25 protein-coding genes are annotated in these 18,729 nt (G+C 68.9%); 11 read left to right on the forward strand and 14 right to left on the reverse strand.

The window, feature by feature from the left end; translation table 11 throughout:
• Nucleotides 1-56 precede the first annotated feature (56 nt).
• The gene (locus ACIA58_RS02675; RefSeq protein ID WP_008356322.1) at nt 57-158 is read right to left on the reverse strand and encodes a 30S ribosomal protein bS22; all 102 of its coding nucleotides are present in this window, start codon (nt 156-158) and stop codon (nt 57-59) included.
• 110 nt (nt 159-268) lie between these two features.
• Here ACIA58_RS02675 and ACIA58_RS02680 point away from each other — a divergent pair, with 110 nt between their 5' ends.
• Entirely contained in the window at nt 269-931 is a 663-nt protein-coding gene (locus tag ACIA58_RS02680) for a class I SAM-dependent methyltransferase (protein ID WP_396401842.1), read from the forward strand.
• Between the two features lie 31 nt (nt 932-962).
• Nucleotides 963-1,445 (forward strand): GNAT family N-acetyltransferase, encoded by a 483-nt coding sequence (locus ACIA58_RS02685; protein ID WP_396401843.1) that lies wholly within the window; start codon nt 963-965, stop codon nt 1,443-1,445.
• Here the strand turns inward: ACIA58_RS02685 and ACIA58_RS02690 are convergent.
• Nucleotides 1,442-1,615 (reverse strand): hypothetical protein, encoded by a 174-nt coding sequence (locus ACIA58_RS02690; protein WP_396401844.1) that lies wholly within the window; start codon nt 1,613-1,615, stop codon nt 1,442-1,444. The genes ACIA58_RS02685 and ACIA58_RS02690 overlap by 4 nt on opposite strands.
• Nucleotides 1,616-1,719: 104 nt before the next feature.
• Here ACIA58_RS02690 and ACIA58_RS02695 point away from each other — a divergent pair, with 104 nt between their 5' ends.
• Nucleotides 1,720-1,935, forward strand: coding sequence for a hypothetical protein (locus ACIA58_RS02695; protein WP_396401845.1), 216 nt, complete (start codon nt 1,720-1,722; stop codon nt 1,933-1,935).
• Here the strand turns inward: ACIA58_RS02695 and ACIA58_RS02700 are convergent.
• Complete coding sequence (locus ACIA58_RS02700) at nt 1,932-3,728, reverse strand: BTAD domain-containing putative transcriptional regulator (RefSeq protein WP_396401846.1); 1,797 nt, start codon at nt 3,726-3,728, stop codon at nt 1,932-1,934. The two genes, ACIA58_RS02695 and ACIA58_RS02700, sit on opposite strands and share 4 nt — an antisense overlap.
• A 55-nt stretch (nt 3,729-3,783) precedes the next feature.
• Between ACIA58_RS02700 and ACIA58_RS02705 the strand changes: the two genes are divergently transcribed.
• Nucleotides 3,784-4,635, forward strand: coding sequence for an alpha/beta fold hydrolase (locus ACIA58_RS02705; RefSeq protein WP_396401847.1), 852 nt, complete (start codon nt 3,784-3,786; stop codon nt 4,633-4,635).
• Here ACIA58_RS02705 and ACIA58_RS02710 read toward each other — a convergent pair.
• Nucleotides 4,625-5,860: an amidohydrolase family protein gene (locus ACIA58_RS02710; RefSeq protein WP_396401848.1), complete on the reverse strand. Its 1,236-nt coding sequence runs from the start codon at nt 5,858-5,860 to the stop codon at nt 4,625-4,627. The two genes, ACIA58_RS02705 and ACIA58_RS02710, sit on opposite strands and share 11 nt — an antisense overlap.
• A 64-nt stretch (nt 5,861-5,924) precedes the next feature.
• Here ACIA58_RS02710 and ACIA58_RS02715 point away from each other — a divergent pair, with 64 nt between their 5' ends.
• Nucleotides 5,925-6,407: a MarR family winged helix-turn-helix transcriptional regulator gene (locus tag ACIA58_RS02715; protein WP_396401849.1), complete on the forward strand. Its 483-nt coding sequence runs from the start codon at nt 5,925-5,927 to the stop codon at nt 6,405-6,407.
• A gap of 53 nt (nt 6,408-6,460) precedes the next feature.
• On the opposite strand, the gene ACIA58_RS02720 is transcribed toward ACIA58_RS02715, so the two are convergent.
• The 3 genes from ACIA58_RS02720 to ACIA58_RS02730 form a co-directional block, all read right to left on the reverse strand.
• Nucleotides 6,461-6,676 carry a helix-turn-helix domain-containing protein gene (locus tag ACIA58_RS02720; protein WP_012923942.1) on the reverse strand — a complete coding sequence of 72 codons (216 nt, stop codon included), beginning with the start codon at nt 6,674-6,676 and terminating at the stop codon, nt 6,461-6,463.
• A gap of 128 nt (nt 6,677-6,804) precedes the next feature.
• Entirely contained in the window at nt 6,805-7,980 is a 1,176-nt protein-coding gene (locus tag ACIA58_RS02725; RefSeq protein WP_396401850.1) for an acetoin utilization protein AcuC, read from the reverse strand.
• Between the two features lie 17 nt (nt 7,981-7,997).
• On the reverse strand, nt 7,998-8,309 hold the full coding sequence (locus tag ACIA58_RS02730) for a hypothetical protein (protein WP_396401851.1): 312 nt from the start codon (nt 8,307-8,309) through the stop codon (nt 7,998-8,000).
• An 86-nt stretch (nt 8,310-8,395) separates the two neighbouring features.
• Between ACIA58_RS02730 and ACIA58_RS02735 the strand changes: the two genes are divergently transcribed.
• From ACIA58_RS02735 to ACIA58_RS02750, 4 genes are all read left to right on the forward strand, one after another.
• The gene (locus ACIA58_RS02735; protein ID WP_396401852.1) at nt 8,396-8,941 is read left to right on the forward strand and encodes a TetR/AcrR family transcriptional regulator; all 546 of its coding nucleotides are present in this window, start codon (nt 8,396-8,398) and stop codon (nt 8,939-8,941) included.
• A 184-nt stretch (nt 8,942-9,125) separates the two neighbouring features.
• Nucleotides 9,126-9,887, forward strand: a complete 762-nt coding sequence (locus tag ACIA58_RS02740; RefSeq protein ID WP_396401853.1) for a hypothetical protein — start codon at nt 9,126-9,128, stop codon at nt 9,885-9,887.
• Nucleotides 9,888-10,040: 153 nt separating this feature from the next.
• Nucleotides 10,041-11,006: a tryptophan--tRNA ligase gene (trpS, locus tag ACIA58_RS02745; RefSeq protein ID WP_396401854.1), complete on the forward strand. Its 966-nt coding sequence runs from the start codon at nt 10,041-10,043 to the stop codon at nt 11,004-11,006.
• A complete protein-coding gene (locus ACIA58_RS02750) occupies nt 11,003-11,761 on the forward strand; it encodes an endonuclease/exonuclease/phosphatase family protein (protein ID WP_396401855.1) in 759 nt (252 codons plus the stop codon). Before trpS ends, ACIA58_RS02750 begins: the two co-directional genes overlap by 4 nt.
• On the opposite strand, the gene ACIA58_RS02755 is transcribed toward ACIA58_RS02750, so the two are convergent.
• A complete protein-coding gene (locus ACIA58_RS02755) occupies nt 11,747-12,649 on the reverse strand; it encodes an LLM class flavin-dependent oxidoreductase (protein ID WP_396401856.1) in 903 nt (300 codons plus the stop codon). The genes ACIA58_RS02750 and ACIA58_RS02755 overlap by 15 nt on opposite strands.
• 31 nt (nt 12,650-12,680) lie before the next feature.
• On the reverse strand, nt 12,681-13,046 hold the full coding sequence (locus ACIA58_RS02760; protein WP_396401857.1) for a winged helix-turn-helix transcriptional regulator: 366 nt from the start codon (nt 13,044-13,046) through the stop codon (nt 12,681-12,683).
• A gap of 51 nt (nt 13,047-13,097) precedes the next feature.
• Between ACIA58_RS02760 and ACIA58_RS02765 the strand changes: the two genes are divergently transcribed.
• Complete coding sequence (locus ACIA58_RS02765) at nt 13,098-13,532, forward strand: TIGR03618 family F420-dependent PPOX class oxidoreductase (RefSeq protein WP_396401858.1); 435 nt, start codon at nt 13,098-13,100, stop codon at nt 13,530-13,532.
• Here ACIA58_RS02765 and ACIA58_RS02770 read toward each other — a convergent pair.
• The 3 genes from ACIA58_RS02770 to ACIA58_RS02780 all read right to left on the reverse strand — a co-directional run bounded on the left by ACIA58_RS02770 (nt 13,525) and on the right by ACIA58_RS02780 (nt 15,978).
• Nucleotides 13,525-14,112 (reverse strand): hypothetical protein, encoded by a 588-nt coding sequence (locus tag ACIA58_RS02770; RefSeq protein ID WP_396401859.1) that lies wholly within the window; start codon nt 14,110-14,112, stop codon nt 13,525-13,527. The genes ACIA58_RS02765 and ACIA58_RS02770 overlap by 8 nt on opposite strands.
• A gap of 103 nt (nt 14,113-14,215) precedes the next feature.
• Nucleotides 14,216-15,019 carry a pyrroline-5-carboxylate reductase gene (gene proC / locus ACIA58_RS02775; RefSeq protein WP_396401860.1) on the reverse strand — a complete coding sequence of 268 codons (804 nt, stop codon included), beginning with the start codon at nt 15,017-15,019 and terminating at the stop codon, nt 14,216-14,218.
• A 29-nt stretch (nt 15,020-15,048) separates the two neighbouring features.
• Nucleotides 15,049-15,978, reverse strand: coding sequence for a proline dehydrogenase family protein (locus tag ACIA58_RS02780; protein ID WP_396401861.1), 930 nt, complete (start codon nt 15,976-15,978; stop codon nt 15,049-15,051).
• Between the two features lie 162 nt (nt 15,979-16,140).
• On the opposite strand from ACIA58_RS02780, the gene ACIA58_RS02785 reads away from it, so the two are divergent.
• Complete coding sequence (locus ACIA58_RS02785) at nt 16,141-17,175, forward strand: DUF695 domain-containing protein (RefSeq protein ID WP_396401862.1); 1,035 nt, start codon at nt 16,141-16,143, stop codon at nt 17,173-17,175.
• 16 nt (nt 17,176-17,191) lie between these two features.
• Here ACIA58_RS02785 and ACIA58_RS02790 read toward each other — a convergent pair whose 3' ends face one another.
• Nucleotides 17,192-17,557 (reverse strand): DUF2255 family protein, encoded by a 366-nt coding sequence (locus ACIA58_RS02790; protein WP_396401863.1) that lies wholly within the window; start codon nt 17,555-17,557, stop codon nt 17,192-17,194.
• A gap of 107 nt (nt 17,558-17,664) precedes the next feature.
• Complete coding sequence (locus tag ACIA58_RS02795) at nt 17,665-18,684, reverse strand: aldo/keto reductase (RefSeq protein WP_396401864.1); 1,020 nt, start codon at nt 18,682-18,684, stop codon at nt 17,665-17,667.
• Between the last annotated feature and the right edge of the window lie 45 nt (nt 18,685-18,729).

Consider the following 18,729-nt stretch of genomic DNA (forward strand, 5'->3'; position numbering starts at 1 on the left):
CCTGTGCCACGAGCTACCCCCAGCCGGACCGGGCGCGGCGGAACAGTACCTGCCGGCTACTTGCCGAGCTTGCGGCGCTGCACCCGCGTCTTCTTCAGCAGCTTGCGGTGCTTCTTCTTCGCCATACGCTTACGGCGCTTCTTGATTACGGAACCCACGTCTGACCATCCAAACTCAAAGAGAACGTCGGCAAAGCTTACCTGTAGGTCACTCCCCCGACCTAAAGCAGGCTCCTCCACTAAACTTGACGTGACCTGGGGAGGCTTGGATGCGGGCTCGGTACGACGGTCTGGCGGAGTGGTACGACGAGCGGTTCGTGGTCGGCGCGGAGACGCATCAGCCCGGGATTCTGGAGCTGCTCGGGACTGGTTCCGGCCCGTGCCTGGACATCGGCTGCGGCACCGGGCGCAACTTCGAGACGATCCGCGCGAGCGGGCGCACCCCGGTCGGCCTGGACTACTCGATCGACCAGTTGGAGCGGGCCCGGGCCCGTACGGACGGTCCGCTGGTGCACGGGGACGCCGCCGCCCTCCCGTTCGCGGACGCGTCCTTCGACACCGCGATCACGATGTGGATCTCGACCGACGTGGACGACTTCGGCGCGGTCCTGCTCGAGGCGGCTCGCGTGCTGCGCCCCGGCGGGGTGCTGGTCGCGTACGGCGTACATCCCTGTTTCAACGGACCGCATGTCTTGTACGAGGAGGACGGCCGGCGGACCGCCTACCCGACGTACCGCCAGTCCGGCTGGCACGACGAGTCGCCGTGGTGGAGCGCGGAAGGCATCCGCCGCCGGATCGGCATGCGCCACGTCCCCCTCGCCGAGTATCTGAACGCCGTCATCAAATCCGGCCTGACCGCCGAACACTTCGAGGAGCCCACCGGCCCCGACATCCCCCACGCCCTGGCCCTCCGCGCTCGCCGCCCGGCCTGATGATGTCGGTGGGGCCTGATGTACTGCCCACATGGTGACGCTGGATCCTTGGAGTGAGCAGGATTTCTCGCTGCTCGAGCGGTGCAATACGTCGGAGATGACGGCCTACCTGGGCGGCCCGGAGACGCCGGACAAGCTGCGAGACCGGCACCGGAAGTACGTCGAGAACGACTTCGCCGGCCAGATGTTCGTGATCGTCACCGCGGACGGCGAGCGGGCCGGGTCGGTCGGCTACTGGGAGCACAGCGAGAGCACCGAGACCGTTTGGGAGACAGGGTGGGCGATCCTGCCCGAGTTCCAGGGGCGAGGACTGGCCACGGTGGCGGTGAACGAGATAGCGAAGGTTGCGGCTGCGGCCGGCACGCATCGGACGCTGCACGCCTACCCGGGCGTGGCGAACGGGGCGTCCAATGCGTTGTGCCGGAAGGCTGGTTTCACGCTGCTCGGTGAGCGCGATTTCGAGTACCCGAAGGGACACTGGATGCGCTGCAACGACTGGCGTCTCGACCTCTAGGCGGCCTTGCGGACCACGACCGGGACAACCGGTTTGGTGAGCACGGCCAGGTGTGGGGTGGCGGTGCGGGTGGATGTGCTCGCGTAGGCAGCGGGGGTGAAGGCGACGGCGGCCAGGCCGAGGGTCGCGATGGTGCCTACGGCAACTGTTTTGACGATTCGGATCGGCATCGGGGGCCTCCTTCAGGTTGGTGGTTCCATCCTGGTGGCGCGGCCTGCGACGGTCCTGGAAGGAACCTGGCAGCCGGCTGGGAATGGCGCAGTACGGTGGAGGAATGGCGTACGTGGTGTTTCTCGGCGGGCTCGTCGTGGTGCTCGCGGGGCTGACCTGGTTCGCGTCGTGGGCGAAGCGCCGCGGGCGCGGGTCAGGCGTGGCCGGCGCGCTCGCGGCGTACGACGAGGCGTACCGGACGACCGCGCACCAGTCGCACCACGAGCTGCGGCAGCAGGCCGACCGCAAGTCCGAGAGCGGCTCTCCGGACGATCTCTAGCCCAGGTACGCCGAGATCGGGCCGAGCGTGAGTAGACCGCTGCCGGCCGCGTGCTCGTCAGCAGCAGGTGCCAGCGCGATCTGCGCTTTCGACAACAGCTTGGCGTCACCCGCCTGCCGGGCCGCGTGGGCGGTCAGCGCCCAGTACGCCTCGAGCAGCAGCCCGGGTGGCGGGTCCAGCGATCCCCTGACCCACGGGGTGTGCGGGCCGTAGTCGGCCTGAGGGATCGCCTCGTCGTGGCGGATCGCGTGGGCGGCCAGCGCCAACGGGAGAAGGCCCGCACTCAGGCCAGGCATCCCGGCACCTTCCAGCAGGGCGGCAGCTGCGCGGTAGGACGAAGGGGTGTCGTCGCAGAGAGCGGCGTACCAGCGGGTGAAGACGGCGACGAGCGGCAGCTCGTGGCGGCCGGCCAATGCGTCGGCGGCCGCGGCGTGTTCGTCGGCGGCCGTGTGATCGGCCCGCGCGCAGGCGGACTGGAGCCGGATCAGGTGACCGAGAACCTCGTAAGTAAACAGGTTGTGGCGTTGGGAGAGGACGACGAGCTCGGCGCCGATGGCGTCGCGTTCGATGGCGAGACCGGCTCGGTGGCAGGTCTGCATGAACACGCCGTTCAGCGCGAACGCCAGCAGCGCGGGATCATCCAGACCGCGTGCGAGTCGCTCCGCCTCGAGCGCCGCATCGCGAGGTCGCGGCGAACGCGATCCACGCGACTCGAGCGCGATGGTCGCGAGCAGCCGAGCCCGGATGCTCGGATGATCCTGCGTCGGCAGGACCCGTTCGGCGGCAGCCACGATCGCCGCGGCCTGCGCCTCGTCGTCGGAGCGCGTCCAGATGGCGGGTACGTCGTACGCGCCGATGACTCGTGCCGTCAGGTCGGGGTCACCCAGCTCCTCGGCGGCCGTGACGGCAGCGAGACGGTGTCCGCGTGCGGCCTCCAGCCCGCCGCCACCGGTGACCGCGAGGTTGCGCAGCAGGCCGACCGTCGACTCGATCCGAGCGCGCGTCCCACCGACCACCCGGTCGTACGCCGCGGTTGTGTCCGCCCAGACGCTCCCGGCCGGCGAGAGATGCGCTGCCTGGTTGAGGATGTCGCTCTCCAACCGCGTGAGCGCCGGACCAGGATCCACACCGAGCTGACCGGCCAGAGTCTCCCGAGCGCGACGCAGTACGGCGAGAGCGTCGCCCTGCCGGTCGCTCCGGTACAGCGCCAACGCCAGCAGGCGCCACGCATCCTCACGCCACGGATGCTCGGTCACATGCGCGTCCAACTCCGGCACTGCCTCCGCCGCTAGCCCCAACGCGAGGCGCGCCTCCCCGACCCGCTCCACCGCCCGCAACCGCAGCTCGGTCAACCGCGTCCGCTCGGCCAGCGCCCATCTCTCGTCGGCAAACTCCGCGTACGCCGGACCGCGCCACAACGCCAAGCCGGCCAGCAGCTCCGGCAACAACTCGCCCGGCGACAGCGACGCCTGCACGGCCGCCTCGAACCGCAACGCATCGACAGCCTCGGTCCGCAACGCATAGCCGGGCCCCGACGTCACGAGCAACCGCGCTGGCGTCCGCGGCGCCCGATCCGGCTCGATCGCCCGCCGGAGCGCGGCGACAAACGTCCGCACCGCACTCAACGCACCGGCCGGCGGATCCATCCACAAGTCGTCCACCAGAACGCCTACCGGTACGACGCGTCCCCGGGCGACGATCAACCGAGCCAGCACCGCCCGATGCCGAGGCCCCTTCAAATCAACCGGTTCCCCGTCCCAGGCCACCACCGGCCCAAGCACGCCGAACTCCACCCGGCCACCGTAGCGCGCTCATCGAACGCTCATCGGCATCCACCAGGCTGTCGGCGTGAACGTATTCGACTATCAACAGGTCCACGCGAACGGCGTCACCTTGAACGTTGCCGTCGCCGGCTCCGGTACGCCGGTCGTGCTGCTCCACGGGTTCCCGCAGACGCACCTGATGTGGCGGCATGTCGCCGATCAGCTGGCAGCTGACCACACCGTGATCTGCCCGGACCTTCGGGGGTACGGCGACAGCGACAAATCGGAGGGTGACTACTCGAAGCGGACCATGGCGGCGGACATCGTCGCGATGGCCCGCGAGCTCGGGCATTCGAGGTTCGCGCTGGTGGGGCATGACCGGGGGGCGTTAGTTGCATTCCGGGCCGGGCTCGATCATCCGGAGGTGGTCGGTCACCTGATGTGCTTGGACGTGTTGCCGACGCTCGACATGTGGGAAGTGATGCACGGTACGAGCGCGGCGGTGGGGTTCCATCTCTATTTGATGGCGCAGCCCACCGGGTTGCCGGAGCGGATGATCGCGGCGGCGTCCGACGAGTTCTTCGGGCATTTCCTGGATCTGTGGGCGAACGATCCCGCGGCGATCCCGCCCGGGGTCCGATCCGTCTACCTGTCGGCTTCGCGGCTGGCGGTGCCGTCGATCGTCGCGGACTACCGGGCCTCGGCGACGATCGACGTGACGCACGACGAGGAAGACCTTGCTCAGGGCAACAAGCTGCGGATGCCGGTCGCGGTGATCCAGCAGGACTGGGGTGCCGCGCTCGGCTTCGACGCGGCCGCCCGCTGGAAGGCCTGGGCGACCGACCTCCACCACCAGACCACGACGGCCGGCCACTTCATGGCAGAGGAAGCGCCGGACGAGATCAGTACTGCGATCCGCGCACTTCTCAAGCGGTGAGGTACGCCGTCGACTCGGCCAGCGCGCCGAGGGCGCCGGACAGTGACGTGCTGACCAATTGACCGTCGCGCTTGACCGGCGTACCGCCGACGAGGACCGTGTCCACGTTGCCCGGGTGCGCTGCCGTGACCACCGTCGCGACCGGATCGTGCAGCCCGCCGGCCAGGTTGATGTCCGTACCGCGCACCAGGACCACGTCGGCCTTGTTGCCGACAGCAAGCGATCCGACATCCGCCAGCCCGAGCGCGCGAGCACCACCGACGGTGGCCAGCTGCAGCACGTCCGCGGCCGAGAACGACGTGTAGCCAAGGGCAAGCACCTCGTGCATCGCCCGGAACATGTCACCGCCGGACGTGGTCACGACATCGATGCCGAGGCTGAAGTCGACCCCGGCCGCGCGGAGCCGGCCGGCCAGCGGCTGTCCCATCTCCATCCGCGCCTCGACCGTCGGCGTGACCGCGACGGCCGCGCCGGTCTCGGCGATGACCTTGAACTCGGAGTCCGGCAGGTTGTTGCCGTGCACGTACAGGGTGTTCGGCCGGGCGAGGCCGGCGTCGCGTAGTCGCGTGATCGGATCCGGCGTCTGCGAACTGCTGCTGATGTGCACCACAACGGGCACTCCCAGCGAGTCCGCGAGCTCCCAGTCCGCCTGCACCGTCTCGAACGGCACGAACGACGGACCGATCGCCGCGACGGCGAGACCGAGGCGCTCGGACCGGCGCGCCATGATCCGCCGCATCTCCGCCGCGTCAACAGCACTGCCGGCCAGTGGCGAAGGACCATAGCCGAAGACGGCCCGGATCCCGCTACGCTCCAAGGCATCCAGGGCCGCGTCGGCGTGCTCGGGCGACCGCTGCACGTGCGAGTAGTCCTGGACCGTCGTGATCCCTGCGTCCAGGCACTCCAGCGCACCGACAAGGTTGCCTGCCGCAACATCTTCGGCGCGGAACTTGGAGCCGTACGCGCCCAGCACCCGCTCGAAGTACGTGCCGAGGTCGTCGTCGACCGTGACGCCGCGCAAGGCGGTCTGCCACAGGTGCCGGTGCGTGTCGACGAACCCCGGCAGCACGATCCGGTCGGTCGCGTCGACCACCTCCGCGTCCACCTCCAGACCGGCCCCGACGGCCGCGATCCGCCCGTCCTCGATCAGTACGTCGGTGTCCCGCCGGACGACGACCTCCGGGTAGGTGTCGACCACCGTCCCGCCCTTGAGCAACAGCCTCATTCAGATCTCCCTCACTTGAAAGCTTTCTTAAAAGCTATCACTAAAGGGATCTAGACTGTCAACCGTGATCGACGATCCGGTGGACCAACTGATCGCCTCGTGGCAGCAGGAGCTGCCCGAGGTGCTGAACCCGACCAGCGAGCTGGCGAAGCGGATCATGGTGCTGGCGAGCGAGCTGAACGAGTCGACCAGGCGGGTGCTGCGCGACCTCGGCCTGACCACGGCGGAGTTCGACGTGATCGTCTCGCTGCGCCGCGGCGGTACGCCGTACCGGCAGAAGCCGTCGGACCTGAGCCGGAGCCTGCTGCTGTCGTCCGGCGGCACCAGCAACGTGACGAATCAGCTGGTACGCCGGGGCCTGGTCGTCCGCGAGCCGGATCCGGACGACGGGCGTGGGACGCAGATCCGGTTGACGCCGGAGGGCATCAGCCTTGCCGAGCAGGCGGTGAAGGCGAGCTCGGCCGCGCACCACGAGCTCTGGGCGGACCTGCCGGACGAGGCCGTCGAGCAGGCCGCGAAGGCGCTGCGGGCACTCTTCCGGCCGTAGACGTGCCGAAGGGGCCGGTCCGTGGACGGATCCGGCCCCTTCGACTCTCGTTGTTATCCGGCCTGGAAGAAGGCGCCTTTGAGGTAGTCGTGCACGGCGTCCTCCGACACCCGGAACGAACGACCCACCCGCACCGCGGGCAGCTCACCGGAGTGCACCAACCGGTACACAGTCATCTTGGACACGCGCATGGCCGTGGCGACTTCCGCCACGGTCAGGAACTTCACCTCGGCGAGCGGCTGCTCACCACCGGACTTCTTTGATGCCATTGCGCACCGCACTTCCAGCACGGATCGTGCGCCGGCTTCCCCTCCGGCACCTCCGTCCGTGCATACAAAGAGCGTAGTGGCTGTTGGTACGAATGGGAAAGAGGGGGACTCGTGTGACTCGGTGCGGCTTAATATGTTGAATCGAGACCTAACAAAGGGAAGCTCGCGTCGCGTGTCGCCTTGATTGCGCGGTCGAGCCAGGTGCTGGGGTTGTAGCCGGTCGACCAGTCGGCGTAGGTCGCGTCCCGGCCGTCGGTCATCCGCATCGGCGCGACCCGGCCGAACCGCGTCCGAACCTCCTCGCGCCACCCCTCCGGCACCGGCGTCAGCGGGTCGATCGGATCGCCCGCGACGATCGCCAGCAGGTGCGTCCAGGCCCGCGGCACGACGTCGATGATCGCGTACCCGCCGCCGCCGGTGGCGATCCACTTGCCGTCCGCGAGCTCGTGCGCCAGGTCGTGCAGAGCGGCGTACGCGGCCCGCTGGCCGTCGATCGTCTTCGTCAGGTGCGCCAGCGGATCCTCGACATGCGAGTCGCATCCGTGCTGCGTGACCAGCACCTGAGGCCGGAACGCCTTCACCACATCCGGTACGACGGCGTGGAAGGCCCGCAACCAGCCCGCGTCTCCCGTCCCGGGCGGCAACGCGACGTTGACCGCCGTACCTTCGGCGTTCGGTCCACCGGTCTCCCCCGCACTCCCGGTGCCCGGGAACAGAGTGGTCGGCGACTCGTGCAGACTGACGGTGAGGACCCGCGGATCGTCGTAGAACACGGTCTGCACGCCGTCCCCGTGGTGCACGTCCACGTCGACGTACGCGACCCGCTCGGCGCCGTGGTCGAGCAGCCACTGGATCGCGATCGCCGGGTCGTTGTACACGCAGAAACCGCTGGCCTGATTGGGCATTGCGTGATGCAGACCGCCGGCGATGTTCGCGGCGTGCAGTACGTCGCCCGCCCAGACCGCGCGGGCGGCCTCGACCGAGGCGCCGACGATCCGCGCCGAGACCTCGTGCATCCGCGGGAAGCAGTACGTGTCCGAGGTGCCGAGGCCGTGCACCGGATCCACGTCGTCGGGATGCTCCCCCGCGCGCTTCACCGCGGCGACGTACTCCTGGGTGTGCACGGTCTCGAGCAGCGCATCGTCCGCTGTCGGCGCGGGCACGACCTTGAGCTCGTCCAGTACGCCGAGCGCCCGCGCGAGCTTGATCGTCAACTCCACCCGGATCGGACTCATCGGGTGCCCACGGCCGAAGTCGTACGCCGTCAATCCGTCGTCGAAGACCAGCAACGCCTCACCGCTCATGCCCTCGACCTTAACCGTCACGCGTTCGGAAGTGGCTTCCCGAACCTTGCACTCATCCAGTAAGCGCCCCGCCGGGCGTGGAAGACGGTCATCACCACGGCACCGGCAGCCCCGGCGACCAGCGCGGCCCAGACATGATCGGCCACGTGCGCCAGGGCGAGCAGTGCGCCGGCGATCGCGAACGCGGACAGGCCGCCGACCGCGTTGTTGGTGGCCGAGTTGCCGGTCAGGTTCGGGAACTCACGCCCGGTGATGCCTTGCACGAAGTGCGGAATGCCGTTGAAGCCCATCAGCCCGGCCAGGAAGGCCAGCACGATCGCCTGGATCATCGCAACGTCCTCGATTCGGTCTACATGTGTTGACTGAAAGGTAGATCCGATCACGGCACTGAGTCAACATGCGTAGACTGAATTCCATGGCGACCAGGGTGGAACAGCGGCAGCGGACCGAGACGCGGATCCTGACCGCCGCGCGGCAGCTGTTCGGCGAGCACGGCTTCGACCGGACGACGATCCGGGCGATCGCCACGGCGGCAGGCAGCGATCCCGGGCTGGTGATGCGGTACTTCGGTTCCAAGGAGAAGCTGTTCGCGCAGGCAGCCGCGATCCCCGCGGACGGCCCGATCGAAGGCTCTCCGGAGCAGATCGCCGGGCAACTCACCGCCGCCCTGGCCGAGAAGCTGACCGACGAGCCGGCGGCCGCGCTCGCCGCGCTGCGGGCGATGTTCAGCCATCCGGAAGCCGCCGAGGAGGTGCGCGCGGCGATGACCTCGCAGCAGCGACAGGTGGCGGCGCAGTTGCCCGGGGACGACGCAGTACTGCGGTCCGGAGTGATCGGAGCGCTGACGTTGGGCCTGGTGATCGGTCGCCACCTGGTCCGGCTGGACGGATTGGACGCGTCGCCGGAGGAACTGATGGCGGTGGCCGGCCCGCTGATCGAGGAACTGGCCACGGGCGCGTGAACAAGAGCGACGGGGCGGCGCAACACCCCTCCCAGGTCGCGCCGTCCCGTCGGTGGTCCAACAGTCGATTCATCGGCTCCGGACTGCAAAGCGTTACAGGATTTTGCAACTTCCTGCAGAATTGACTGCAGACAGTGAGATTCAGACTTGCGGGGGTGACCGTCGAACCCGCACAGTACTTTCCGTGAGGCAACTGAAACCCAATCGGCGGCAGATCTTCACGGTCGGAGCGGCTGCTGCCGCCACCGTGGTCGTCTCCACCCAGACCGCATCCGCCACGACGGCGTCCACATCTGCCACGGCTGCCACGACGACCGGTCCGTACGGGTCCGGCGTCCTCGGCTCCTGGGCCAACGGCACCCGGGCCATCTCCACCACGACGCAGATCCATCGCGTTCTCGAGACCGACGGCGTCTACATGTTCGGCGACAGCATCTCGGTCCAGGACGGGAAGTCGCTCGCGACCCGGCTGCTGGGGCGCGACGGCAGCCAGATGGCCGTGAACAACTGGTCCAGCCGGCCGACCTCCGGTGCCGTCGACGCGCTGCAGCAGTGGGCGACGGCGTACGGCCTGCCGCGGCGGATCCTGATGGCGAGCGGATCCAACGACATCTTCGACCCGCCGAAGTTCGCCGCCCAGCTCGACCGCGCGATGAGCATCGCCGGCCGGAACCGGACGGTGTACTGGGTCAACATCCAGGCCGTGCGCAAGAGCGTCGACGCGACGATGCAGCTCGCCGACCAGCGCAACAGCTCCTGGCTCAACATGCAGATGTACGACGCCCAGGAGAAGTACACGAACCTGCGGATCATCCGCTGGGCCGAGTGGCTCTGGGTCAAGCCGTACCGGCTGCTGAACTACCTGCGCGACGGCGTACATCCGTCGGTGCCCCTGGGCCAGGACGCCCGGAACGAACTGATCGTTCAGTCGCTGACGGCCCGATGAGGTACGCTCTGACCGTGAACACAAACTTGCAGCTGTGGTGGGCCGCCTAGGGCGGTCCACCCGGCGTGTTCGCACGCAGCCACCAAGGCCGCCTCTCCGAGGCGGCCTTTTTCGTTGCCCTCGGTGGGGCCCATTCACCGAAAGGGCACGATCATGACCTCGCTTTCCGGCATCACCCCGTCCGGCCGGCTGACGCTCGGCAACCACCTCGGCGCGCTGCGCCGGTTCACCGACCCGGACGGCTTCTACTTCGTCGCAAACCTGCACGCGATGACGACCAAGCACGACCCTCGAAGACTCGCCGCGCTGACCCGCGAGTTCGCGACGCTGATGCTCGCGGCCGGCGTCCCCGAAGGCACCGTCTTCATCCAGTCCGACGTACCCACGCACGCCCAGCTCGCGTACCTGCTCGAGTGCACGTCGTACGTCGGGGAGCTGTCCCGGATGATCCAGTACAAGGAGAAGGGCAATCGCCCGATGACGCGGGCGTCGCTGTTCACGTACCCGTGCCTGATGGCCGCGGACATCCTGCTGTACGGCGCGGAGCGGGTCCCGGTCGGCGGCGACCAGGACCAGCACGTCGAGCTGGCGCGGGACATCGCGATCCGGTTCAACCGCGAGTACGGCGAGACGTTCGTCGTACCGCAGCTGAACAAGGCGGCGCTGGCGACCCGGGTCAAGGACCTGGCCAACCCGGCCGCGAAGATGAGCAAGTCCGCCGCCGACGACGCGATCGGCACGATCCGGCTGCTCGACCCGCCGGACGTGATCCGCCGGCAGATCATGCGCGCCGTGACGGACTCCGAGAACGAGGTCCGGCACGACGAGGCGAACAAGCCGGGGGTGACCAACCTGCTCGACATCCTGGCCGCGTGCACCGACGGCGACCCGGTCGAACTGGCGAAGTCGTACGCGTCGTACGGCGCGCTCAAGCAGGACGTCGCGGACGCCGTCCTCGCGGTGCTCGACCCGCTGCAGAAGGAGTACGCGCGGCTGACGACCGACCCCGTCGCGATCGATCAGCTGCTCGCGCAAGGCCGGGATCGCGCGCTCGAAGCGAGCTCTCCCCGACTCCGAGCGGCGACCCGGGCGATGGGTTTGGCAGGATCGACCCCATGAAGATCCGCCCAGGGATTCGCGTCGCCACGTTCAACATCCGCAACTCCTCCGCACCGGACGGCGACAACGCCTGGCCGGTACGGCGGAAAGCGGCCGTGGCGGCGATCGAGCACCTGGACGCGGACGTGGTCGGGCTGCAGGAAGTGCTGCCCGACCAGCTCGAGTACCTGCGCTGGCGGTTCCCGAAGTACGAGATCGTCGGCGCCGGCCGGGACGACGGGATGAGTGCGGGCGAGCACTCCGTCGTCCTGGTCCGGCCCGGCGACTGGCGGATCGAGCGGTACGAGACCCGCTGGCTGTCCGACGACCCGGGCACGCCGGGATCGATCGGCTGGGACGCCGACCTGACCCGGATCGCGACACTGGTCTGGCTGCGGCACCGCAACGGCACGACGGTCGGCGTCGTCAACACGCACTACGACCACGCCGGCGAGGTCGCGCAACTGCAGTCGTCGCGGCTGATCGCCCGCTGGATCAGCGGATCGCTGCCGTGGATCGTGATGGGTGACCTCAATGCCACCCCCGACTCGCCGCCGGTCAAGTCCCTCGTCGACGCCGGCCTGTCCCTCGCCGTACCGCTCGAGGCGGGCGGCAGCTGGCACAACTTCACCGGCGCCGTGGACGACGACCGCATCGACCACATCCTCGTCACATCGACGTGGACGGTGACCGACGCGGCCGTCTCGCACTACCTCCCGGACGGCCGCGTTCCCAGCGACCACTGGCCCGTGGTCGCGACACTAGACCTTCGCTAGCACCTCTTCGCGGAGTCGCTCCAGGGCGTCGAAGCGCCGGTTGCCGTCGCCGAGGAACGCATCCGGCACCAGCAGCTCGTCGATGCCCGCCTCGGGGTACTGCGCGACCACGTCGAGCACCTCCTGCGCCGATCCCATGATCACGTGCGCGCTGTTGCTTTCCAGCCGCGTCTTCCGCTCCGCGGCCGCAGAATCTCCCGGCTGCACGACCTCGAGGAACGTCTGCGCGGACCGCCGCACCGTCTCGGGGTCCCGCTGCGCCCGCTCACAGTGCCGGGCGAACACCGCGCCCTTCTGCGCCGCCAGCTCCGGCCGGCCCCAGTGGTTCCACTCGTCCGCGTACCTGGCAACGATGCCAAGGGCAACCTTCTCCCCCGAGGCGCCGATCAGGATCGGCAGGTTGGCCGGCTTCGGTTCGCAGGGTGCGTCGTGCAGCTGGTAGTACGTGCCGTCGAACGTCGTCCGGTCCTGCGTCAGCAGCCCCTTGATCACCTGACAGGCTTCCTCGAACCGCTTGAGGCGCGGGCCGATCGCCGGCAGCTCGATCCCGTACACGTCGTGCTCGTTGACCTGCCACCCGGCGCCGATGCCGAGCACGAACCGCCCGTTCGCCATCTGGTCGATCGTCGCGGCCGCGTTCGCGACCACCGCCGGGTGCCGGTACGTATTGCCGAGCACCATCGAGCCGACCCGCACCCGCGAGGTGCGGGCGACGATGCCGGCGATCAGGGCGAGACACTCGTTGACCGGAACAGTCAGGTCGTCGCCGTTCTGCATGAAGTGATCAGCTATCCAGACCCCGTGCCAACCGGTGCGCTCGGCGTACTCCGCTCCTTCGAGCACGTCCTGCCAGCGCCGGGAGGCTGCGGGCCACAAAGAGAAGTCCATGCGGCCATCCTGCCTCTAGGTGATGCGGTCTCTAGGAGGCGGGCGAGGCTTCCTGGGCCTCGAGGACTGCTTCGCCGTTCTCTTCCGCCCACTCTGTGAGCAGGCGGATCGGGCCCATCAGCGTGCGGCCGAGGTCGGTCAGGTCGTACTCGACACGAGGCGGGACGCCGCCGTGGTCGGTGCGGGTGACCAGGCCGTTCGTCTGCAGGCGGCGCAGGGTCTGGGTCAGCACCTTCTTCGAGATGCCGCCGATCAGGTCGACCAGCTCGGAGTGCCGTCGCGGATGGTCGTTCAGTCCCCACAGGACGACGACGGCCCACTTGTCCGCGATCACCTCGACGGCCAACCGCGCGGGGCAGTCGGCCAGGAAGACGTCGCCGGGTTCCACACCGTACACAGCGATCAGGGTACCCACAGGTTCCCACGGGGCTGCCTAGCGTTCTGTGTCATGAGCATTCTCCCGGCCAGCGCACACCGGCTCTTCGAGCAGCCGAAGGACGTCACGATCATCACCATCGACCCCGACGGGTCGCCACAGGCCTCGCTCGTGTGGGCCGAGCGCGACGGCGACGACATCCTCGTCGGTCTCCAGGCGCCGCACCGCAAGACCCGCAACCTGTTCCGGGATCCGCGGGTGACGCTGCTGATCCAGGACGACCAGGTCAGCGCGCGCGGGATCACGCAGTACCTGGTTGTGCGAGGCACCGCGAAGATCCACGGGCCCGGCGTCCCCGAGGATTACAAGGCGCTGATGGACCGGGAGACCCAGCGGTACCTCGGCCTGCCGGAGTTCCCGTTCGGCGAAGGGATCTGGGACACCGGCGTGGTGGTCCGGATCACCGTCGAGCGGATCGCCGGCGAGGGGCCGTGGACCGTCAGATGACGATGTGCCAACGGAGCAGGAAGGCGCCGATCGACAGCACGAGGTACAGCAGGACGAGCAGGGCGCCGATGCCGGGCCGCGGGCGGTGGCGGCGTACCGGGGTGTCGGCCGCCTGCTGACGGATCGCTTCCATGACTGCGCCGACCTCGGCGGTGCGGTCCTTGGGGATGCCGTTGATCTCGTTCTCGTCCTGGCCGCGGGTGAGCACGACGTTGTCGTCGCCGATCTCGATCGCGTCGACGTCCTGCCAGGCCAGGCTGCGGATCAGCATGCTGGTGCGGGCCTTCAGCGCCGTCCCGGTCAGCTCGACCCGGTAGAGGACCACGCCGCCGGCGACGCGGACGACGGACGCGCCGATGATCGTCAGCAGAGCGACCGCGAGCATGTCGCGGGCGCCCATCCACAGCCAGGAGTTCAAGGCCGGGACGGCGACGAACGGCAGCACGAACAGCGCCCAGGCCCACCACGGCGCCGGATCCAGCGGCATGCGCCACGGCAACTGGGGCACGTCAGCTTGCGGCGCGACCTCGTGCTGCTGCTGAGGGGGCGCGGTGTCCGGCTCGACCGAACCATTACCCATGGGCGGGACCATAGCGACTCAACCCTTGAACAAGGAAGGAACTGCGGCGCACAACCATAACGCCAGCAGAGCGAGAGGTGTTATTCGGCGGCTGTTCTGCGGCCTATTCTGCGGCGAGGTCGCGGGAACGGTTGCGTGCGGCCTCGATCGCGGACAGGAACGCCGCACGGACCTTGTGGTCCTCCAGCTCGCGTACCGCGGCAGCCGTCGTACCGCCCGGGGACGTCACGCGCTCCCGCAGTACCGTCGGGTGCTCGCCGGTCTCGCGGAGCAGCTTCGCCGAGCCGACCACGGTCTGCACGACGAGGTCGGTCGCCGTACCGCGCGGGAGCCCCATGTGGACGCCGGCCTCGATCATCGACTCGACCACGAAGAAGATGTACGCCGGACCCGAGCCGGAGATCGCGGTGACCGCGTCCTGCTGCTTCTCCGGCACCCGGACCACACGACCGGTCGCGGCCAGCAGACTCTCGGCCAGCTCGAGATGGCTCTCGTCGCAGTGCGCGCCGCGGGAGATCGCGGCCATGCCCTCGTCGACCAGGGCGGGCGTGTTCGGCATGACGCGTACGACGGCGACGCCTTCGGGCAGGCGGGACTCGACGAACTTGGTCGTGATGCCGGCGGCCAGCGAAACCACCGTCTGGGTCGGCTGGACCGCCGGGGCGATCTCCGCGAGCAGATCGGGCATGTCCTGCGGCTTCACCACCAGGACCAGCGTCTCTGCCTGCTTCGCCGCGTCGAGATTGGAGACGACATCCACGCCGTACCGCTCCCGAAGCTCGGCGGCGCGCTCCTCCCGGCGCTCGGTGATCAGGAGGTCCTCCGGTCGCCGCCCGGCCCGAATCAGCCCGGACAGCAACGTCTCTCCCATCACACCGGCCCCGAGAACGGCCACCTTTGCACTCATGCGCACAGGTTACTGCTGAGCGGGCCGCCCTATTTCTTGCTGATCAAGGAGCGGGCGAAGAACTGCAGGTTGGCGGGGCGCTCGGCGAGGCGGCGGACCAGGTAGCCGTACCAGTCCTCGCCGTACGGGATGTAGATGCGCATGGTGTGGCCGAGGCCGGCCAGGCGGAGCTGCTCCTCGGGGCGGATGCCGAAGAGCATCTGGTACTCGTAGCTGCCCGGCTGACGGTTCGCGCGGTCCGCGAGGGCGCCGGCGATCGAGATCAGCCGCGGGTCGTGCGAGGCGATCATCGGGTAGCCGGCGCCGTTCATCAGGACCTTCATCGCGCGGACGTACGCCTTGTCGACCTGGCGCTTCTCCTGGAACGCGACCGACTCCGGCTCCTTGTACGCGCCCTTGCAGAGGCGGACGCGGGATCCCGCGTGCGCGAGGTCGCGGCAGTCGGCCTCGGTCCGGCGCAGATACGCCTGCAGGACCGCGCCGGTCTCGGGGAAGTCCTGGCGCAGCTCGCGCAGGATGCCGAGCGTGGAGTCGGTGGTGGTGTGGTCCTCCATGTCCAGCGTCACCGTCGTACCGGCGTTGCGCGCCGCGAGGCAGATGGTCCGGGCGTTCTCCAAGGCGATCTTCTCGCCGTCACCGGGCAGCGCCTGGCCGACCGCGGACAGTTTGACCGAGACCTCGGCGTTCTTGGTCAGGCCGGCGGCGGCCAGCTTCTTCAGCAGGTCGAGGTACGCGTCGGCGGTGGCCTGCGCGGCGGCCAGGTCGGTGACGTCCTCGCCGAGGTGGTCGAGGGTGACGTTGAGCCCGTTGCTGACCAGCTTCTCGGTGGCCAGCACGGCCTCCGGAGCGGTCTCACCGGCGACGAACCGCGCCACGATGCCGCTGGACACCGGCAGCGACGACACGGCCTTCTTGATCTGGGGGCTGCGGGACATGCCCAGCAGGACTCGCCGAAGCACTACGTGTTCCTCCTCATCAACCCACCCATTTGCCAGTGGTGTCAGCAGGTTACGCGCCTGAACCAGGCTTTGCGGAATCGTGTGGCCGGGGCCACACCACCGGGCCCACTGGTTCGCTCCCTGCCGCGATGGTCGCACCCCTGGTTGTTAGAGGATGCGCTCATGCCCATCTTCAAGCGTCGCCGCCGCAACGCCGTGGAGGCCGACCCGATCGGCGCGTTCTGGTCCTGGTGGTCCGCCTCCGGCGCCACGGCCGTCGCGGACGCGGTCGCCCGCCGGCAGCCGACCGACGTGAACGAGGAGCTGAACGAGCGCATCGCCCGGATCAGCCCTGACCTGGAGTGGGAGCTGGGCCCCGGACTGCACGCGGCGCACGTCCTGATCGTCACCGCCGCCGGGAACCCGGCCCAGCGCGCCGTCGCCCGGCGGTGGCTCCGCGCCGCCCCGCCGTCCGACCAGACCTGGGAGTACGCCGACCTGCGCCGGCCGGGGCCGGCGGTGACGATCCAGTTCGACGGCCTGCCTCCGGTCGCGACGGACGAGTCGGTGGTGTCGATCGAGCCGGACACCGCGTCGGTGCACGTCGGCGTACATCATCCGGTCTTCGCTTCCTTGTCGGTGGATGCGCAGCGGCGGGTGACGTTCCTGATCCTCGACCTGGTGCTCGGCGAGGAGATGGTGGAGACGTGGGTCGGCGCGATCGACACGCTGCCGGCGCCGCCCGAGGACGCCGTACCGATCGATTCGCTGCTGCCCGCGGTGGCCGGCTTTGCCGCGGAGCACACCTTGGAGGACGGCAGCCCGGCTTGGAAGATGCTCGAGGGCACGCGCGACGGGCAGCGGGTGATCGCGACCGCCGAGTACCCACTGCGCTCGATCCGCCGGCCGCATCTGGATACGCATGTCGCCGTGTCGATCCACTACCCGGTCGTCCGTGAAGACGGCCTGCCCGAGTCGGAGATGCTGGACGAACTGCGAGCCTTCGAGGACCACCTCACCGACCGGCTGGGCGGCTCGGGCAACCTGCTCGCCCACGAGACGTCCGCGGGCGTCCGCATCCTGCACTACTACACCGACGGCACCACCCCCGCCGACGCCCAACTCCAAGCCGCCACCACCGGCTGGCCCCACGGCAAAGTAACCCTCACCACAGAACCCGACCCAGCCTGGCACAACGTCTCGCACCTGTCCGGGTAGCTGTGGTCGGCCCGTATCACCTGGGTTCGACGCGGAGGGTGGTGGGTCGGGCTGTGGCATTGACGATCGCGCGGGTGGCTGAGCCGTTGCCGTACTTCGTGTAGTACGCCGCGTCGAGCTGATCGTCGACGGTCGCGTCGGGGATGTAGGTGACTTCGCGGGTCTTGCCGTCCCAGGAGATCGCGCCTTCGTGGTGACGGATGACGCCCTTGTACCAACTGCCGTCGGCACCGCGCACCGAGCGCACGTAGAGGCTTCCGTCGACGACGACATGCCACACGATGGTGAGCGTACGCAGCGATCCGTCCTGACGCCGCCCGGCAACACGGATCTCGCTGATCCGCTCCAGACCCTGCAACTCCTCAGCAGTCCAAGTACTCATCGGCTCGTGCTCCTTCAACTAGGAACGTCAGGCTTCGGGAATCGGTCTTCCGAACTTTGCCAGGGTCACGCTTTCGGGTCCCGGTCCGCAGCGCTTGGTGAGGCCGGTCAGCGGCGGCGTTGGCCGGGCTGGAGTTCGTGGTCGCCGTAGCTGTTGTCCGCGGGGTTGACGGTCACGCCGGGCGCGACGATCTCGTCGATGCGGTCGAGCACGTCCTGGGTCAGTACGACGTCGGCGGCGGGAAGGAACGCTTCGAGCTGCTCCATCGTGCGCGGGCCGATGATGGCCGAGGTGACGCCGGGGTGGTTGATGACGAACGCGACCGCCAGCTCGATGAGGGTCAGACCTGATTGCTCGGCGAGCAGCGCCAGCTCCTCGACGACCTCGAGCTTGCGCTGGTTGGCCGGGGCGGACATGTCGAACCGGGCCGGCGGGCGTGCGGACGAGGTCGGAGCCCCGGCGGAGTCTTTGCGCCAGCGGCCGGAGAGCCAGCCGCCCGCAAGAGGGCTGTAGGTGAGGGTGCCCATGCCGTACCGGAGCACGGTCGGAAGAACGTCCTCCTCGATGCCGCGCACGAGCAGCGAGTACGGCGGCTGCTCGGTGACGAATCGCTGCAGGTTCCGCTCCCGGGCTGCCCACTGCGCGCCGACGATCTGGGAGCCGGAGTACGAGGAGGAGCCGATGTAGCGAACCTTGCCCTGGCGTACCAGATCGGACAGGGCGCCGAGGGTCTCCTCGACGTCGGTGCCGGGGCTTGGGCGGTGGACCTGGTAGAGGTCGATGTAGTCGGTGCCGAGCCGCCTCAGCGAGTTCTCGACCGCCTGGATGATCCAGCGGCGCGAACCGCCGCGCATGTTGGGGTCGTCCTGGCTCATCGGCATGAAGAACTTGGTGGCGAGGAACACCCCGTCGCGCCGGCCGTCGAGTGCCTTGCCGACGATTTCCTCGGACGCGCCGGCGGAGTACACATCGGCGGTGTCGACGAAATTGATGCCGGCGTCGAGCGCGCGGTGGATGATGCGGGTCGAGTCGGCGCGATCGTCGTTGCCCCAGGGGCCGAACATCATCGCGCCGAGGCATAGTGGGCTCACCTGGACGCCGGTACGGCCCAGCGGTCGGAACTCCATATTCAGTCTTCCTTGTCGTGCTTAGCGGCCATAGCTTCACGCTAC

The sequence above is a fragment of the Kribbella sp. NPDC051586 genome (assembly GCF_044453965.1).
In the GTDB taxonomy this organism is placed as follows: Bacteria; Actinomycetota; Actinomycetes; order Propionibacteriales; family Kribbellaceae; genus Kribbella.

Bases quoted from the DNA above. Each gene is read 5' to 3' on its own strand.
- ACIA58_RS02680 (WP_396401842.1), top strand. From the start codon at position 269: ATGCGGGCTCGGTACGACGGTCTGGCGGAGTGGTACGACGAGCGGTTC.
- ACIA58_RS02765 (WP_396401858.1), top strand. From the start codon at position 13,098: ATGAGCATTCTCCCGGCCAGCGCACACCGGCTCTTCGAGCAGCCGAAG.
- ACIA58_RS02790 (WP_396401863.1), bottom strand. From the start codon at position 17,557: ATGAGTACTTGGACTGCTGAGGAGTTGCAGGGTCTGGAGCGGATCAGC.
- ACIA58_RS02695 (WP_396401845.1), top strand. From the start codon at position 1,720: ATGGCGTACGTGGTGTTTCTCGGCGGGCTCGTCGTGGTGCTCGCGGGG.
- ACIA58_RS02770 (WP_396401859.1), bottom strand. From the start codon at position 14,112: ATGGGTAATGGTTCGGTCGAGCCGGACACCGCGCCCCCTCAGCAGCAG.
- ACIA58_RS02690 (WP_396401844.1), bottom strand. From the start codon at position 1,615: ATGCCGATCCGAATCGTCAAAACAGTTGCCGTAGGCACCATCGCGACC.
- ACIA58_RS02795 (WP_396401864.1), bottom strand. From the start codon at position 18,684: ATGGAGTTCCGACCGCTGGGCCGTACCGGCGTCCAGGTGAGCCCACTA.
- ACIA58_RS02720 (WP_012923942.1), bottom strand. From the start codon at position 6,676: ATGGCATCAAAGAAGTCCGGTGGTGAGCAGCCGCTCGCCGAGGTGAAG.
- ACIA58_RS02785 (WP_396401862.1), top strand. From the start codon at position 16,141: ATGCCCATCTTCAAGCGTCGCCGCCGCAACGCCGTGGAGGCCGACCCG.
- proC (WP_396401860.1), bottom strand. From the start codon at position 15,019: ATGAGTGCAAAGGTGGCCGTTCTCGGGGCCGGTGTGATGGGAGAGACG.
- ACIA58_RS02725 (WP_396401850.1), bottom strand. From the start codon at position 7,980: ATGAGCGGTGAGGCGTTGCTGGTCTTCGACGACGGATTGACGGCGTAC.
- ACIA58_RS02710 (WP_396401848.1), bottom strand. From the start codon at position 5,860: ATGAGGCTGTTGCTCAAGGGCGGGACGGTGGTCGACACCTACCCGGAG.
- trpS (WP_396401854.1), top strand. From the start codon at position 10,041: ATGACCTCGCTTTCCGGCATCACCCCGTCCGGCCGGCTGACGCTCGGC.
- ACIA58_RS02750 (WP_396401855.1), top strand. From the start codon at position 11,003: ATGAAGATCCGCCCAGGGATTCGCGTCGCCACGTTCAACATCCGCAAC.
- ACIA58_RS02755 (WP_396401856.1), bottom strand. From the start codon at position 12,649: ATGGACTTCTCTTTGTGGCCCGCAGCCTCCCGGCGCTGGCAGGACGTG.
- ACIA58_RS02735 (WP_396401852.1), top strand. From the start codon at position 8,396: ATGGCGACCAGGGTGGAACAGCGGCAGCGGACCGAGACGCGGATCCTG.
- ACIA58_RS02730 (WP_396401851.1), bottom strand. From the start codon at position 8,309: ATGATCCAGGCGATCGTGCTGGCCTTCCTGGCCGGGCTGATGGGCTTC.
- ACIA58_RS02685 (WP_396401843.1), top strand. From the start codon at position 963: ATGGTGACGCTGGATCCTTGGAGTGAGCAGGATTTCTCGCTGCTCGAG.